We start from the raw sequence: 14,784 nt of genomic DNA, 5'->3' as shown, positions 1-14,784 counted from the left end.
ATTTCTGCTACCCTCGCGGCATGACCGGCGACAGGGACGAGCGGGCGCTCATCGCGGAGTGGCGGGAGATCCTCGCCGTTCACGCGCGCACTGCCTGCGAGATCGACCGTGCGCTGCACCGCTACGGGCTCGGCGCCAGCGACTTCGAAGTGCTCGACGTGCTCGCCGGCGGCGACGCCGAGGACGGCTGCACCTTCCGCGTGCAGGAGCTGGCCGACCGGGTGCACCTGAGCCAGAGCGCGCTGTCCCGGCTGGTCGCCCGGCTGGAGAAGGACGGCCTGGTCGACCGCGGCATCTGCAGCGAGGACCGGCGCGGAGTACGGGTGGCCATCACCGAGTCCGGTCGTGCCCGCTACGAGGAGGCCCGGCCCAGCCACCGCGCGGTGCTGGAGCGCATGCTGCCGAAGGGCGCCCTGGCCGCGCACTGACCTCCCGCTGACGGGACGGCCGGGGCAGGCCCCGGGAATTCAGATGACCGCCGAGGTCCGCTGCCAGAGGTCGACGAGCGCGTCGTCGCCCGCCACCGACAGCCCGTCGTACGGGCCGCGGTTCCACAGCGCCAGGTAGAGGGCCTCGGCCGGGCCGCCGATCGTGCAGTCCGCATCCCCCGGCACGCCCCGTTCCACCACCGGCGGCTGCGGGGACAGATGCACCAGCCAGTCGCCGCCGGGGTGGTCGTGCGCCAGCACCCGCAGCGTGCGCGGCCGGTCGGTGCGCACCTGGCTGCGCTTCCTGACATGGAATCCGGTGAGCAGCTCGTCCACGCCGTCGGCCGCGAACACGGTCTCCACCGGGGAGCGTTCGGCGCCCACCGCGGACTGCGCGTCGACGCGGTGGACGGTCGTCTCGTGCGCCTGCCGGCGCGCCCAGAACGCCAGCGGCGAGGGCGCCGGCAGGAAGGTCCAGCACTCGGTGTCCGCCGGGGCCGCCTCCAGCGTGCCGACCAGGCCGGAGTGCATCGTCCGGTACCAGCCGACCAGGGCGTCGTCGTCCGGCGCGGACTCGTCCCATTCCACCGGCGCCGTCCTGCGTTCGGCCACGAAGGCCGCGGCCCAGCGGTGCACCGCCCCGGTGTGCCGCACCAGATCCCTGACCTGCCACTGCGGGCACGGCGGGACGGGCGCGTCGAGGCCCGAGCGCTGTGCCGCGTCGGCCAGCAACTGCCCCTCGCGGCGCAGGGTCGCGATGAACGCCTCGGTCTCCATGGCGCGCATTCTCGCAGGTGCGGGGCCCGGGCGGGAGATCACCGGGCGGCCACGCGCCTCCGGCGCAGCCGCGCCGCGTATCCCAGCAGCACGGCGTTGATCCCGGCCGAGACCACGGCGGCGGCCACCGTGATCGCCCAGCCCGACCAGCCGTACGCCGTGACCTGCTCGTTCGTCCCGCCGGCCGAGGTCATCAGGCTGAACAGCAGCGGCGTCCACGGCAGGGTGAGCATGAGGAGCAGCATGCCGGCCAGTGACGCGTGGCCGTGCGAGATCACCGCGGTGTCGAGCAGCATCAGCAGCAGCGCGGCGCCCACCACGGTGAGGTACACCCGACAGACGCGCTCCCGGTGGAAGGGACTCGTGGCGGTGACGGCCCAGGACGGTATCTGCATCGCTCCTCCTCAGGTCACGGGGCGGCCCCTGGGGGCGGGCCGCCGGCGTGGTCCACCAGCATGCCGCCGCGGCGGCGGGCGGGCGCCTGTGATGTTCGTCAAATCCGCCCGCGGTGCCGGAGGAGCCCGGCCCGCGGCGGCGGACCTCAACCCGTCGGCCGGGCCCCGCTGTTGCGTACCGCGTAGGCGATCACCGCGGCCACGGCCGCCAGCGCGGCCACCGTGGTCAGCGCGGTGGGCAGGCCGAACGCGTCGGTGAGGAAGCCGATCGAGGGCGGGCCGAGCAGCAGCCCGCCGTAGCCGAGGGTGGACGCCGCGGCGACCCCGCTCGGCCCGGTCAGCTCCCCGGCCCGCGCGATGGCGGTCGGGAACAGGTTGGCCAGGCCCAGCCCGGTCAGCGCGAAACCGACCATGACCAGCGGGAGATACGGCGCGAGCGCCCCGACCAGCATGCCGGTGCACGCGGTGAGGCCGCCCAGGACCAGGGCCCGGGTCTGCCCGAGCCGTTCGAGCAGGGCGGTGCCGGACAGCCGGCCGAGCGTCATGGCCAGGGTGACCGCCGAGTAGCCGGCCGCCGCGATCCCCGGGCCGCCGTGCAGGTCCTGCTGGATGTGCAGCGGGCCCCACTCGGCGAGCGCGCCCTCACCGTAGGCGGTGCAGCCGGCGATCAGGCCGAAGACGGCGACGAGCAGGCCGGTGCTCTGGGCGCGGGTCCGAGCCGGGGCCGGGGACGCCGCCACCGGGGCTTCGGCCGCGGCGCGATCGGTGGCCTCGTCCCGGCCGGCCCGCGCCGCGGGTCCGGTCCGTCCGGCCTGCCTGGTGCTGATCGGTTCGCCACCGGGCCGCCGCAGCGGATGGGCGAGCAGCACCCGGCCGGCGGCGGCGACGGCGACCAGTCCGATCGGCGTGAGCAGCAGGAGGTGGGTGGCGGGGGAGAGGTGGGGGGCGAGCAGGCCGCCGATGCCCGAGCCGAGCAGGCCGCCCAGGCTGTAGGCGGCGTGGAAGCTGGACATCACCGGGCGGCGCAGGGCGGCGACCAGGTCGACGGCGACGCTGTTCATGGCGACGTTGAGGCCGCCGTAGGAGATGCCGAAGCAGAGCAGGACCAGCCCGAGGGCCAGCGCCGAGTGGGTGCGCGGGGGCAGCGCGATGCTCACCGCGAGCATGGCGCCGGTCACCACGGTCACCCGCTCGCTGCCGAAGGCGCGGCACAGCCGCCCGGTGAGCACCATGGTGGCCACGGCGCCCGCGGACACGCCGAGCAGCGCCAGGCCCAACTGCCCGGCGGAGGCCCCGACCTGGTCCTTGATCGCCGGAATGCGGACGACCCAGCCGGCGAACAGGAAGCCGTCGACGGCGAAGAACCCCGTGAGGGCGATCCGCAGGCGGCGAAGGGCTGGATCTGTGGCGGGTATGTGGTGGGATCGGGACAGCACTGTCCCTATTTTGTTTAGCGTCGGCACAAAGTGAGAATAGAGGGGTGACACAGATTCGGACAAGGCTTGAGCGAGGCCGGGGCGCACTCGGCCCCGCGCTCTCCCTGGTGCACACCGGCCGTGCCGCGACCCGCGCCGTGCTCACCGCGGAACTCGGTGTGACCAGGGCAACAGCCGGCGCGGTCGCCGCGGAGCTGGAGGCGCTCGGTCTCATCCGGGTCGACACCCGGCCCACCGGGCCGTCCGGCGCGCAGGGCCGGCCCTCGCACCGGCTCGCGGTGGCGCCCGGCGGTCCCGTCGCGCTCGCCGCCCAGGTGCACGCCGACGGATTCCGCGCCGCGCTCGTCGGGCTCGGCGGTGAACTCGTGGCCACCGCCCCCGGCTGCATGACCGTGCCCGCCGACCCGGCGCACGTGCTCGGCGCGGTCGTCGACGCCGGCGCCGAACTACTGCGCGCGTCGGGCCGGGTGTGCGTCGGGGCCGGACTCGCCGTGCCGTCCGCGGTCGCCGAACCCGACGGCACCGCGCTCAACCCGCTGCACCTGGCCTGGCCGGCCGGTGCGCCGGTCCGCGAGGTGTTCGCCGACCGGATCGCGGCGGCCGGCATCCTCGGGCCCGACGGCGACCCGGTCCCGTCCTTCGTCGGCAACGACGTCAACGTGGCGGCGCTGGCCGAGCACCGGCACGGCGCGGGGCAGGGCGCCCAGCACCTGCTCGTGGTCGCCTCGGGGCACCGCGGTGTCGGCGGCGCCCTGGTCCTCGACGGCCGCCTGCACACCGGGAGTTCGGGCCTGGCGCTGGAGGTCGGCCATCTGACGGTGGAGCCCGACGGGCGGCCCTGCCACTGCGGCAGCCGGGGCTGCCTGGACGTCGAGGCCGACCCGCTGGCCTTCGTCGAGGCGGCGGGGCGCACGCCCGGCCCCGAGGTCTCGCTGCTGGAGCAGGGGCGCGACCTGCTCCGCGAGGAGTACGGCGACCCGGCCGTCCGGGAGGCCGCGCACGTGCTGATCGACCGGCTCGGGCGCGGCCTCGCCGGGCTCGTCAACGTCCTGAACCCCGACCGGATCCTGCTCGGCGGCCTGCACCGGCACCTGCTGGACGCCGACCCGGAGCGCCTGCGGGCGGTCGTCGCGGACCGCAGCCTGTGGGGGCGCAGCGGCAGCGTTCCGCTGCTGGCCTGCGCGCTCGACCACAACAGCCTGGTCGGCGCGGCCGAGTTGGCGTGGCAGCCGGTGCTGGACGATCCCCTCGCGCTGCTCGGCGGGCAGCCCGCTTCCTGACGCCGTGCTCCCTCCGGGCGGGTGCTCCGGGCCGTCCCCGGGCCCCCGGCCCGGTGGTGGGCCGGTCGCGCGGTTCCCCGCGCCCCTTCGGCCGGTTGCCGCTGCCGGTCGGGTGCTCCCCGCCCGGAGGCTGCGCGGGGAGCAGGGAGCGGGGAGCGCGGTACTCCCGCCGGAGCAGCACAGGTGCCGCTGGCCGTACGACGACGTGAGGAGGCGCGAGAGCCAGGCTCGGAGGTGTCGGAGAGTCCGGCACCGAACGAGGAGATGACGAGCGATGACCACCCTGGCTTGGCACGACGGCGGGCCCGGCCCGTGGATCCTGTTCTTCCCCCTGATCTGGGTCTTCGCGGTGGCAGCGGTGATCACCGTGCTGCGGCGCACCGGCTGGCGCGGCCGCGGCGGACCGTGGAACCAGCGCTCCACCACCGCGGGCGAGCACTCGCCGCTCGCCGTGCTCGGACGGCGGTTCGCCTCCGGCGAGATCGACGAGGAGGAGTACTGGCGGCGGATGTCCGTGCTGGAGGAGCACTTCGGCCGCGACGTACGCGGTGACCTGCGCGGTGGCAAGGGAGGCCGGGCATGAGCCGCCCGACCGGCTCCGCCGGCCCCGCCGGATCCACGGGATCCACCGGCACCGCCGGCCTGTCTGCCGGCCTCTCCGGCGGCCGCGATGCCGCGGACGCGGCCGCCCCGCCCGGGAGCGCGATGGCGGCGCGCGTCGTCGACGCCGCCAAGGTCTACGGCACCGGCGACGCCGAGGTGCGGGCACTGGACGGGGTGACGGCCGGCTTCCCCGCCGGCCGGTTCACCGCGATCATGGGCCCCTCGGGCTCGGGGAAGTCCACCCTGATGCACTGCGCCGCCGGGCTCGACACCCTGACGTCCGGCACCGCCTACATCGGCGGCACCGCGCTCGGGGAGCTGAACGACCGGCAGTTGACGCTGCTGCGGCGCGAGCGGATCGGCTTCGTGTTCCAGTCCTTCAACCTGGTGCCGACGCTGACCGTCGCCGAGAACATCACGCTGCCGATCGATCTCGCCGGCCGCCGCCCCGACACCGCGTGGGTGGACGCGCTGATCGACGTCGTCGGCCTCGGCGAGCGGCTGCTGCACCGCCCGAGCGAGCTGTCCGGCGGGCAGCAGCAGCGGGTCGCGGTGGCCCGCGCACTGGCCGGACGGCCCGACGTGGTGTTCGCCGACGAGCCCACCGGCAACCTCGACTCCCGCTCCGGCGGCGAGGTCCTGGACCTGCTCGGCCGGGCGGTGCGGGAGATGGGCCGCACCGTGGTGATGGTCACCCACGACCCCGGCGCGGCCGCGCACGCCGACGAGGTGGTCTTCCTCGCCGACGGGCGGCTCGTCGACCGGATGGCGGCACCGACCGCCGAGCGGGTGCTGGACCGGATGAAGGCGTTCGACGGACGGCAGGCGAGCCGGCCGGGTGACGGCCGCGCACGCAGCGGGGGAGGCTCCGCGTCATGAGCGGCACCACCACCGGCACCGCGACCACCGCCACCGGCGGCAGAGGTGCCGCCCCGAGCGGCGGCACCCGCACCTCCCTGCGGCTCGGCTGGGCCGGACTGCGGGCCCACAAGCGCCGGTTCGCCGGCACCTTCGTCGCGGTCTTCCTCGGAGTGGCGTTCCTGGCCGGCACGATGGTCATGGGCGACACCCTCAGAGCGAGCTTCGGCACCCTGTTCGCCAACGCCAACAGCGGCACCGACACGGTCGTGCGCGGTGCGGACGAGATCAGCGACGGGCAGGGCCCGGGCGCCCGCGAGCCGGTGCCCACCGGCCTGGTCGCCACCCTCCGCAAGGTCCCCGGCGTGGCCGCCGTCGCCCCCGACATCGAGGGCGCCGGCCAACTGGTCTCCCACGACGGCACGTCGCTCGACACCAGGGGACCGACGGTGGCCGGCAACTGGATCGGCGACCCCCGGCTCAACCCGTACACCCTGGTCGAGGGGCACGCGCCGGCCGCGCCCGGCCAGGCCGTCATCAACCGCGACGCGGCCGACAAGGCCGGCCTGAAGGTGGGCGACAGCACCCTGCTGCGCACCCCCGACCCGGTGCGGATCACCATCGTGGGCATCGCCACGTTCGGCGGGGGCGGCGGCCAGGGCGAGACCACGTACACCGGGCTGACCACCGGCGACGCGGAACGCTATCTGATGCCCAGGCCCGGCGAGGCGACCACCATCAAGGTGCGCGCCGCGTCCGGCATCAGCGAGCAGCAGCTCACCGACCGCGTCGCACGCGCCCTGCCCCCGCACTACGAGGCGATCACCGGCACCAAGGCCGGCGACGAGACCGAGAGTGCCACCGCCGGCGCCTTCCTGACCGTCTTCACCAGCCTGCTGGTGGTCTTCGCCGGCATCGCGCTGCTCGTCGCCACCTTCAGCATCCACAACACCTTCCAGATCGTCGTCGCCCAGCGCACCCGGGAGAACGCGCTGCTGCGGGCCCTGGGCGCGAGCCGCCGCCAGGTGCTCGGCTCCACGCTCGCGGAGGCCGCGGGGGTGGCGGCCGCCGCCTCGCTCGCCGGGCTGCTCGGCGGGATCGGCATCGCCGCCGCGCTGCAGGCGCTGTTCCCGGCGGTCGGGTTCCCGTTCCCGAAGAGCGGCCTGGTGATCCACCCGGCCGCCCTGGCCGTCCCGCTGGCCGTCGGCCTGCTGGTCTGCACCGGCTCCGCGCTGATGCCCGCCCTGCGGGCCGGCCGCACCGCGCCGCTCGCCGCGCTGCGCGACAGCGCCGTGGAGAGCCCGCGGGTCCCGCGGCGGCGGGCCGTCGCCGGCGCGGTCACCGGCGCGGTGGGCATCGCGCTGACGGTAGCCGGCGTGGGCGGGCACGCGCTGCCGCTGACCGCCGCCGGCGCGGTGCTCACCCTGGCGGCGTTCGTGGTGCTCGGCCCGGTCGCCTCCCCGGTGGCCGTGCGCCTGCTGGGCGCGCCGGTGAGCCGGCTGCGCGGGGTCACCGGGGGACTGGCCCGGCGCAACGCGCTGCGCAGCCCCAAGCGGACCGCGGCGACCGCGGCCGCGCTGATGATCGGCGTCGCGGTGGTGTCGCTGTTCGCCGTCCTGGGGGCGTCGATGAAGGCGACCCTGAACCGCACCGTCGACCGGTCGTTCGCCGGCGACGTGGCGATCAGCACGCCCGTGTACGGGGCCGGGGGCAGCGGGCTCAGCCCCTCGATCGCGCCCACCGTCGCGGCCCTGCCGGAGGTCCGGGACGCGGTGGGGCTCGGCCGCGGCGCCGCGGAAGTGGACGGCCACGGCCGCCGGTTGACGATCACCGACCCGGCCGCATTGTCCCGGCTGCTCGACCTGGGCACGGTGGACGGCGACCTGGCGCACCTGGGCACCCGCGCCATCGCCGTCTCCCGCTCCGAGGCGGGCAAGCACCACTGGACGACCGGCTCCCGCGTCACGCTGGCCTTCGCCGACGGGCAGCGGCAGCCGTTCACCGTCGGCGCGGTCTACGGGCAGGCCGACCTCGCGGGCGACTACCTGATGACCCGCGCGGCCTGGGCCCCGCACCACCTCCAGGACCGCGACACCCTCGTGGCCATCGACTTCCGGCACGGCGTGTCCGCGGCGGCCGGCAAGGCGGCCGTGGAGAAGGCGGTGGTGCCCTTCGGGTCGCCGGACGTGCAGACCAAGAGCGAGTACGCGGCCTCCTCGGCGGCCGGCATCGACACCTTCCTGACCCTGGTGTACGCGCTGCTGGCACTCGCCGTGCTGATCGCGCTGCTGGGCATCGCCAACACCCTCACGCTGGCGGTGCACGAGCGCACCCGGGAGCTGGGCCTGCTGCGGGCGGTCGGCCAGACCAGGGCGCAGCTGCGGGCGATGGTGCGCTGGGAGTCGGTGGTGGTCGCCGCGTTCGGCACCGCGGGCGGTCTGGGGCTCGGCGCCTTCCTCGGCTGGGCGCTGGTGCGGGCCTCGGACACCACGGGGACCGGGGCGTTCGCGATCCCGCCGGTGTCGCTGGCGGTCGTGCTGCTGGTGGGCGTCGCCGCCGGTGCGCTCGCCGGCTGGCGCCCGGCCCGCCGGGCGGCCCGGCTGGACGTCCTGCGGGCCATCGCCGCGGACTGAACGGGCACGTACCCGGCCGACGCCGGCCCGCGGGTCGTTCGCCCGGGCTTCCTGCTCCCTCGTTCCGCGGACGGCCTCGTGCCTCGGCCGGCCACTCCGCGCGGTCGGGCGTCACCCCGCGGACAAAAACCGGCCGCCGCCTCCCCTCGAAGGGGAGGCGGCGGCCGGTCGGGGTGACCGGGTCAGGCGACGGAGGCCGCGACGGCGATCCGCTCGGGTGCGATCCGCTCGACCGGTACGGCCGCGGCACGCGGCGGAACCGGGGCGGGCACCGTGACCGGGGTGCGGAGGACGAACCACACCACCTTGCCGCCGTCCTCCGGCAGCAGGTCGGTACCCCAGTTGTCGCTCATCGCCTCGACCATCGCGAGACCGCGCCCGGTGGTGGCGGTCGGCTCCACCGGCTGCATGTGCGGCAGCCGCGTGTCGTGGTCGGCGACGGCCACCGTGAGGCGGTCGGCCGCCAGAGTCAGTTTCACCGCACACTGCTTGTCGGGCTTGGCGTGCCGGTGGACGTTGGCGAGCAGTTCGCTGATGCCGGTCGACGCCGCGTCGATGAGCGGGTCGAGGCGCCAGTAGCGCAGCTGGGCGGACACGATCCGACGGATCTGCTGGATCCTGTACGGGTGCGCCTCGAGTTCGAGGGCACACTCACGGGCCGCTGGATCGGCTTGGTCGGCTTGCATGATCACGGCTGCGACTCCCTCCGCGGCATGGGCCGGGGACCGCGTCTGTCGCGGGCGGGCCAGGTGCCGCTCCGATGGGAACATCTGAGCGAGAATGCGTAGAGTGACTGCTGCAGTACTCCGTGATGCGTCTCCAGAGTGAACCCCCGCGACACGGACCGCAACTCGTCGCGTACGGCGTGCGACCTGGGGGCCCTTCCGCCCTGTTCACTCCGGTGCCACATCGTCCGGGGCGGTGCGGGCCAGGCCCGCCAGAGTGGTCAGGGCCCGGCGCAGGATCGCGGGCGGCGGGGAGGCCAGACCGACCCGGACCGCGTTGGGCGCGCGGTGCGGACCGACGGTGAAGGAGGCAGCGGGGGTGACCGCGATACCGCGGCGCGCCGCGGCGGCCACGAAGGTGTCGGCCCGCCACGGCTCCGGCAGATCCCACCAGCAGAAGTAGGCGCGCGGGTCGGTGCGCAGCGGGAAGCCGGCCAGGGCCTCGGCGGCGAGGCGCTGGCGGTCGGCCGCGTCGGCCCGCTTGGCGGCCGCGACGGCGGGCGCCGTCCCGTCGGTGAGCCAGCCGGTGGCGGCCTCCAGGGCGAACCCGGTGGTGGTCCAGGCGCCCGACCGCAGGGCGGCCGTCAGCCGGTCGGCCAGGTGCGGCGGGGCGACCGCGAAGCCCAGGGTCAGGCCCGGTGCGAGCCGCTTGGACAGGCTGTCGGCGAGGATCACGTGCCCGGGGGCGTACGCGGCCAGCGGCGGTGGCGCGTCCTCGTGCAGGAACGACCAGATCGCGTCCTCGACGGCCACCAGGCCCGACTCCCGCAGCGCGGCGGCCAGCTCGGCGCGGCGCCCGTCCGGCATGGTCACGCCCAGCGGGTTGTGCAGGGTCGGCTGCAGGTAGACCGCGGACAGCGGGGCGTCCCGGTGGGCCGCGAGCAGGGCGTCCGCGCGCAGGCCGTGCGCGTCGCAGGCCAGCGGCACCGGCACGATGCCCAGCCGGGCGGCCAGCGCCTTGACCACGGGGTAGGTGAACGCCTCGACGCCCAGACGGGCGCCGGCGGGTACGAGCGCGGCCAGCGCCCCGGCGATGGCCTGCCGCCCGTTGCCCGCGAAGAGCACCGCCGCCGGGTCGGGCGACCAGCCGGCGCGGGCGAGCGTCGCGGCCACCGCCTCGCGGGCCGCCGGCGTGCCGGCCGCGCCGGCCGGGCGCAGGGCGGCGGCCAGCACGTCCGGCCGCGCGAGCCGGGCCAGGCCCGTGCCGAGCAGCTCCGACTGCCCTTCCACCACGGGGTAGTTGAGTTCCAGGTCGATACGGGCGGGGGCGGGTTCGGCCAGTGCGGGGCCGGCGGCGGGGGACGCCGCGCGGACGAAGGTGCCCCGCCCCACCTCCCCGACCACCAGTCCGCGCCGGGTGAGTTCGCCGTAGACCCGGCCCGCCGTCGAGTCGGCGATGCCGTGCCGGCGGGCGAACGCCCGCTGGGTGGGCAGCCGGTCGCCCGGCCGCAGCCGTCCCGCGGTGATGTCCGCGGCCACCGCGTCCGCCACCCGCCGGTAGTCCCGCACGGCCCTGCTCCCTCCGCCCCGGCGGCCGCTTTGGTGCGCGGCCACGATTGCACCGAGGTCAATATAGGGATTGCACCGACAAAGAGCCATCCCTAGCATCGAGTTACCGGACGCGAGAGAGGATGTGTGCAGGTGGGCGGCGTGCAGCTGAACGGGATCACGGTGGCGTACGACGACACGGGGGAGGGCGGGCGGGAGCCCGGCGGCACGCTCGTGCTGGTGCACGGGCACCCCTTCGACCGCAGCATGTGGGAGCCCCAACTGGCGTCGTTCGGCGGCCGGTTGCGGGTGATCGCGGCGGACCTGCGCGGCTACGGGCAGACCACCGTGGTGCCCGGGACCACCCTGCTGGAGACCTTCGCCCGGGACACCGCCGCGCTGCTGGACCACCTCGGCGTGCGGCGCGCCACCCTGTGCGGGCTGTCCATGGGCGGGCAGATCGTGCTGGAGTTCCACCGGCTGTTCCCCCAGCGGGTGGCCGGGCTCGTCCTCGCCGACACCTTCGCCCAGGCCGAGACGCCGCAGGGGCGCGCCGACCGCAACGCCCGCGCGGACGCGCTGCTGCGCGAGGGCATGGCCGGGTACGCCCACGAGGTCCTGGACTCCATGGTCGCCCCGGCCACCGTCCGCGAGCTGCCGGACGTCGCCGCGCACGTGCTCCGCATGATGCTGGCCGCCCCGCCGGAAGGAGCCGCCGCGGCGCTGCGCGGGCGGGCCGAGCGGCCCGACTACACCGCGATGCTCCCGCGGATCGCCGTGCCGGCCCTGGTCGTCGTGGGCAGCGAGGACGTGTTCACGCCCGTCGCCGACGCCCGCTTCCTGCACGAGCGGATCCCCGGCGCCCGCCTCGCGGTGGTCGACGGCGCCGGGCACATGCCGAACCTGGAGCGCCCGGCGGAGTTCGACGCGGCACTGGCCGGCCTGCTGGACGCCGTCGCGGCGGCCGAAGATGTGACGAAACCCTGACGGCCTGGCCCCGGCTCTGGCCGCCGGGCCCGCCACGTGCTCGAATCGAGGCATGGACACCAGCACCACCGCGGCGGCGCCCGCCGGCGAGCCCGACCCCGAGCAGGGCCGCGGCACCCCCGTGGGACGGCGGGTCGTCCTCGGCATGCTGGGCCTCGGCGCGCTCGGCGTCGGCGTGGGCGGCGCCGTCCAGGGGAAGCTGGACGACGTGCTGGCCTCGGTCAGCGCCAAGGACCCCACCGGAGTGACCGGACTGCTGCCCGGCGGCGGCGGATTCCGCTTCTACTCGGTCTCGGACTCCATCCCGCACCGCGGCGAGAGCGACTACCGGCTGCGGATCGACGGGATGGTCGACCGGCCCGCCTCCTACCGGCTGGCGGACCTGCGCGCCCTGCCGCAGACCCGGCTGGTGCGCGACGTGCAGTGCGTCACCGGCTGGCGGGTCCCGCACACCGCGTTCTCCGGCGTCCGGCTGTCCACGCTGCTGGAGGCGGCCGGCGTCACGGCCGGCGCCACCGCGCTCAGCTTCACCTGCTTCGACGGCGTCTACACCGAGAGCCTGACCCTCGACCAGGCCGGACGCGCCGACATGATCGTGGCGCTGACCATGAACGACAAGCCGGTCAGCGCCGCCCACGGAGGACCGGTCCGCCTGTACGCGGCACCCATGTACTTCTACAAGTCCGCCAAGTGGCTGTCCGGCATCACGGTCACCAAGGACGTCCGACCCGGCTACTGGGAGCACTACGGCTATGACGTCGACGGATGGGTGGGCAGGTCGAACGGCCGCCATGATGACCCGACTTCATGAGTCCCGGGCCGCCGAGGGAGTGCGCCGCTTCACCCGCGCCGAGACCTGGGTGCACCGCACGCTGAACTGCCTGATGGCGGTCTGCGTGGGCACCGCGGCCGTGCTGTACCTGCCGCCGCTCGCCGAACTCGTCGGCCGCCGGCGGCTGGTGGTCACCGTCCACGAGTGGTCGGGCATCCTGCTGCCGGTCCCCGTCCTGGCCGGGCTGGTCTCGCGCGCCTTCCGGGCCGACGCGGGACGCCTCGGCCGGTTCTTCCCGCACGACTGGCGCTGGCTGCGCGCCCTGGTCCGCACCCGCAGGCGGCAGCCGAGCCTGGCGGGCAAGTTCAACGCCGGGCAGAAGCTCTTCGCCGCCTTCGTCGTCGGTGCGGTCCTCGTCATGATCGGCACCGGGCTGCTGATGTGGTTCCCGCGGCTGTCGCCGCTGGTCTGGCGGACCGGGGCCACCTTCGTGCACGACTGGCTGGCACTGCTGATCGGCGTCGTGATCACCGGCCATGTGTGGCTCGCCGCCCAGGACCCCGAGGCGCGCCACGGGCTGCGCACCGGCCATGTGTCCACCTGGTGGGCCCGCCGCGAGCACACCCTGTGGCACGCCGAGAGCGACGACGGGCGGCGGGCCGAGGAGAGATAGGGCTTCAGGGGCGGGCAACGCCCCTTCGGGCCGCGGCACTTCGGGGCGGTTCCGTTACATCCAGGACACCGCGCGGCCGCCGGCACGCCACTGCCGCTTCGCCGCCCGCTCCTAACGTCCCACCATGACGACGTCTCAGGAGACGACGGAACGGCCGGCGGCGCCCGCGGGGGAGCAGGGCGCAGCACCTCTGACCACGGCGACCGCTCCCAGACCCGAGGCGTACCGGGCGAAGCCCGGACCGCGCCGCCCGGCGGGTCCGCGGCGGCTCGGCATCAGGGCGGTGACCGCGCTGGTGCTGATCGGCACGCTCTGCGCGCTCGCCGTCGTCGCCGGCGTGACCGTCCGCGACGACACCGCCCAGTTGCGCACCACCGTGGCCGAACGGGCCGAAGCCGCTGCCCAGTTGCGGTTCGCGCTCGCCGACCTGGACGCCCAGCGCGCCGACACGCTGGCGCCCGGAACCTCGGCCACCGACGCCGAGGTCACCGTCGGCAACCAGCTCAACGCCCTGATCACCGCACAGCAGCGCCGCACCCAGATCAGCGACCTGCTCCGGCAGCTCGGCGGCGACCGGGCACAGGGCGACCGGGTGCGCAGCCTGCTCGACGCCCTCGGCCGCTACGACGACCTCAGCGGGCGCGCCGCATACGTCGACGAGCAGTCGCCGGCCAGGAACGCCGGCCACCCGCCGAGGTTCGCGGTCGCGCTGAACGTCTCGGCCGGGCAGATCATGCGCGACGACCTGCTGCCCGTCGCCACCGAGCTCTCCTCGGTGTACCTGCGGCAGGCCGAGTCCCAGCAGGCGCGGGCCCACGACGCCGCCGTGCGCTGGGCCCTGGTCCTGGGCCTGCTCGGCGCCGTCACGCTCGCCTTCCTGCTGTGGTGGCAGCGCGAACTGGCCCGCGACTACCGGCGGTCGGTGAACCCCGCGGTGGCCCTGGGCACCGCCGCGGTGATCGCGGTGACGCTCGCCGGCACCCTGGCGCTCACGGCCGGCGCCTCGAGCGTGGACGGCGCGGTCGCGCGGGGGCTGCGCCCGTGGACCCGGCTCGCCGAGGCCCGGGCCGTGGCCGCGGAGGCGGCCGCCGCGCAGAGCCGCTGGTTCGTGCACGACGCGGCCTTCGGCGCCGGCGACCAGGCCCAGTTCGGGCAGCTCACCGAGCGGCTGGACGCCCTGCTGGCACCCGGCAGCCAGGCCACCGCCGCCGAACGCCCCGCGTACCAGGACGTCCTCACCCGGTACGGCCACTTCCGGGCCGACGACACCCGGCTGCGGTCGCTGAAGGCCTCGGGGAACATCGACGAGGCGGCCGCGGTGCTGACCGAAGTGGGGCGCGGCGACGTCGCGTTCGACTTCTGGGACTTCGCCACCACCCTGGACGGCCTGGCGGAACGGCAGTTGGCCGACTTCACCGCGCAGGTCTCCGACGCCCACGCCTCGCTGGACGGCTGGCCCGCGCTGCCCGCCGGGGCGCTCGGCATCGCCGGGGTGATGGTGCTGCTCGGGGTGCGGCCGCGCCTGGCCGAGTACCGCTGAGGGCGCGCCCCCGCCCGGCGGGATGCCGCCGGGCGGGCGTCCCGGCCGCCGGCCCCGCACCACCATGTGTGGGGCCGCACACAAGCGGACTTGTGGGGTCATGCGTTCGACGGGTAATAGTGGCGGAGCCGAAGATCCATCCGTGGGGGAGTCGCGCAAGCCGTCGTCCCCGGCCAGGACGAGACGAGA

14 protein-coding genes are annotated in these 14,784 nt (G+C 75.6%); 9 read left to right on the top strand and 5 right to left on the bottom strand.

What is annotated here, in order from left to right:
- Positions 1–20: 20 nt before the first annotated feature.
- Positions 21–428: a MarR family winged helix-turn-helix transcriptional regulator gene (locus tag ACH4TG_RS37885; protein ID WP_398247309.1), complete on the top strand. Its 408-nt coding sequence runs from the start codon at positions 21–23 to the stop codon at positions 426–428.
- A gap of 39 nt (positions 429–467) precedes the next feature.
- Here ACH4TG_RS37885 and ACH4TG_RS37880 read toward each other — a convergent pair whose 3' ends face one another.
- From ACH4TG_RS37880 to ACH4TG_RS37870, 3 genes are all read right to left on the bottom strand, one after another.
- Positions 468–1,205: a maleylpyruvate isomerase family mycothiol-dependent enzyme gene (locus tag ACH4TG_RS37880; protein WP_398247308.1), complete on the bottom strand. Its 738-nt coding sequence runs from the start codon at positions 1,203–1,205 to the stop codon at positions 468–470.
- A 38-nt stretch (positions 1,206–1,243) separates the two neighbouring features.
- Positions 1,244–1,600, bottom strand: a complete 357-nt coding sequence (locus ACH4TG_RS37875) for an SCO4225 family membrane protein (RefSeq protein WP_398247306.1) — start codon at positions 1,598–1,600, stop codon at positions 1,244–1,246.
- Positions 1,601–1,746: 146 nt separating this feature from the next.
- Positions 1,747–3,063: an MFS transporter gene (locus tag ACH4TG_RS37870; RefSeq protein ID WP_398247304.1), complete on the bottom strand. Its 1,317-nt coding sequence runs from the start codon at positions 3,061–3,063 to the stop codon at positions 1,747–1,749.
- Positions 3,064–3,080: 17 nt separating this feature from the next.
- On the opposite strand from ACH4TG_RS37870, the gene ACH4TG_RS37865 reads away from it, so the two are divergent.
- From ACH4TG_RS37865 to ACH4TG_RS37850, 4 genes are all read left to right on the top strand, one after another.
- The gene (locus ACH4TG_RS37865; protein ID WP_398247302.1) at positions 3,081–4,316 is read left to right on the top strand and encodes an ROK family protein; all 1,236 of its coding nucleotides are present in this window, start codon (positions 3,081–3,083) and stop codon (positions 4,314–4,316) included.
- A 274-nt stretch (positions 4,317–4,590) separates the two neighbouring features.
- Positions 4,591–4,899, top strand: a complete 309-nt coding sequence (locus ACH4TG_RS37860; RefSeq protein ID WP_398247300.1) for an SHOCT domain-containing protein — start codon at positions 4,591–4,593, stop codon at positions 4,897–4,899.
- A 122-nt stretch (positions 4,900–5,021) separates the two neighbouring features.
- Positions 5,022–5,798, top strand: a complete 777-nt coding sequence (locus ACH4TG_RS37855) for an ABC transporter ATP-binding protein (protein ID WP_398247346.1) — start codon at positions 5,022–5,024, stop codon at positions 5,796–5,798.
- Complete coding sequence (locus ACH4TG_RS37850; RefSeq protein WP_398247298.1) at positions 5,795–8,410, top strand: ABC transporter permease; 2,616 nt, start codon at positions 5,795–5,797, stop codon at positions 8,408–8,410. Before ACH4TG_RS37855 ends, ACH4TG_RS37850 begins: the two co-directional genes overlap by 4 nt.
- 182 nt (positions 8,411–8,592) lie before the next feature.
- Here ACH4TG_RS37850 and ACH4TG_RS37845 read toward each other — a convergent pair whose 3' ends face one another.
- Together ACH4TG_RS37845 and ACH4TG_RS37840 are read right to left on the bottom strand one after the other, a co-directional pair.
- Positions 8,593–9,096, bottom strand: coding sequence for an ATP-binding protein (locus ACH4TG_RS37845; RefSeq protein WP_398247344.1), 504 nt, complete (start codon positions 9,094–9,096; stop codon positions 8,593–8,595).
- Between the two features lie 207 nt (positions 9,097–9,303).
- Positions 9,304–10,644, bottom strand: a complete 1,341-nt coding sequence (locus ACH4TG_RS37840) for a PLP-dependent aminotransferase family protein (protein WP_398247297.1) — start codon at positions 10,642–10,644, stop codon at positions 9,304–9,306.
- A gap of 132 nt (positions 10,645–10,776) precedes the next feature.
- On the opposite strand from ACH4TG_RS37840, the gene ACH4TG_RS37835 reads away from it, so the two are divergent.
- The 4 genes from ACH4TG_RS37835 (at position 10,777) to ACH4TG_RS37820 (ending at position 14,595) form a co-directional block, all read left to right on the top strand.
- Positions 10,777–11,610, top strand: coding sequence for an alpha/beta fold hydrolase (locus ACH4TG_RS37835; RefSeq protein ID WP_398247295.1), 834 nt, complete (start codon positions 10,777–10,779; stop codon positions 11,608–11,610).
- 52 nt (positions 11,611–11,662) lie between these two features.
- Positions 11,663–12,421 (top strand): molybdopterin-dependent oxidoreductase, encoded by a 759-nt coding sequence (locus ACH4TG_RS37830; protein ID WP_398247293.1) that lies wholly within the window; start codon positions 11,663–11,665, stop codon positions 12,419–12,421.
- Complete coding sequence (locus ACH4TG_RS37825; protein WP_398247291.1) at positions 12,402–13,055, top strand: cytochrome b/b6 domain-containing protein; 654 nt, start codon at positions 12,402–12,404, stop codon at positions 13,053–13,055. Before ACH4TG_RS37830 ends, ACH4TG_RS37825 begins: the two co-directional genes overlap by 20 nt.
- 124 nt (positions 13,056–13,179) lie before the next feature.
- Positions 13,180–14,595, top strand: coding sequence for a hypothetical protein (locus ACH4TG_RS37820; RefSeq protein WP_398247289.1), 1,416 nt, complete (start codon positions 13,180–13,182; stop codon positions 14,593–14,595).
- Positions 14,596–14,784: the final 189 nt, after the last annotated feature.

The sequence above is a fragment of the Streptomyces sp. NPDC020917 genome (genome assembly GCF_044333795.1).
Taxonomy (GTDB): Bacteria; Actinomycetota; Actinomycetes; order Streptomycetales; family Streptomycetaceae; genus Actinacidiphila.
Note: the sequence above shows the minus strand (reverse complement) of the source record. Positions and strands in the feature narration are given on the sequence as shown.

Coding starts and splice junctions, on each gene's coding strand:
- ACH4TG_RS37885 (WP_398247309.1), top strand. CDS start 21: ATGACCGGCGACAGGGACGAGCGGGCGCTCATCGCGGAGTGGCGGGAG.
- ACH4TG_RS37880 (WP_398247308.1), bottom strand. CDS start 1,205: ATGGAGACCGAGGCGTTCATCGCGACCCTGCGCCGCGAGGGGCAGTTG.
- ACH4TG_RS37875 (WP_398247306.1), bottom strand. CDS start 1,600: ATGCAGATACCGTCCTGGGCCGTCACCGCCACGAGTCCCTTCCACCGG.
- ACH4TG_RS37860 (WP_398247300.1), top strand. CDS start 4,591: ATGACCACCCTGGCTTGGCACGACGGCGGGCCCGGCCCGTGGATCCTG.
- ACH4TG_RS37855 (WP_398247346.1), top strand. CDS start 5,022: ATGGCGGCGCGCGTCGTCGACGCCGCCAAGGTCTACGGCACCGGCGAC.
- ACH4TG_RS37850 (WP_398247298.1), top strand. CDS start 5,795: ATGAGCGGCACCACCACCGGCACCGCGACCACCGCCACCGGCGGCAGA.
- ACH4TG_RS37845 (WP_398247344.1), bottom strand. CDS start 9,096: ATGCAAGCCGACCAAGCCGATCCAGCGGCCCGTGAGTGTGCCCTCGAA.
- ACH4TG_RS37830 (WP_398247293.1), top strand. CDS start 11,663: ATGGACACCAGCACCACCGCGGCGGCGCCCGCCGGCGAGCCCGACCCC.
- ACH4TG_RS37825 (WP_398247291.1), top strand. CDS start 12,402: ATGATGACCCGACTTCATGAGTCCCGGGCCGCCGAGGGAGTGCGCCGC.
- ACH4TG_RS37820 (WP_398247289.1), top strand. CDS start 13,180: ATGACGACGTCTCAGGAGACGACGGAACGGCCGGCGGCGCCCGCGGGG.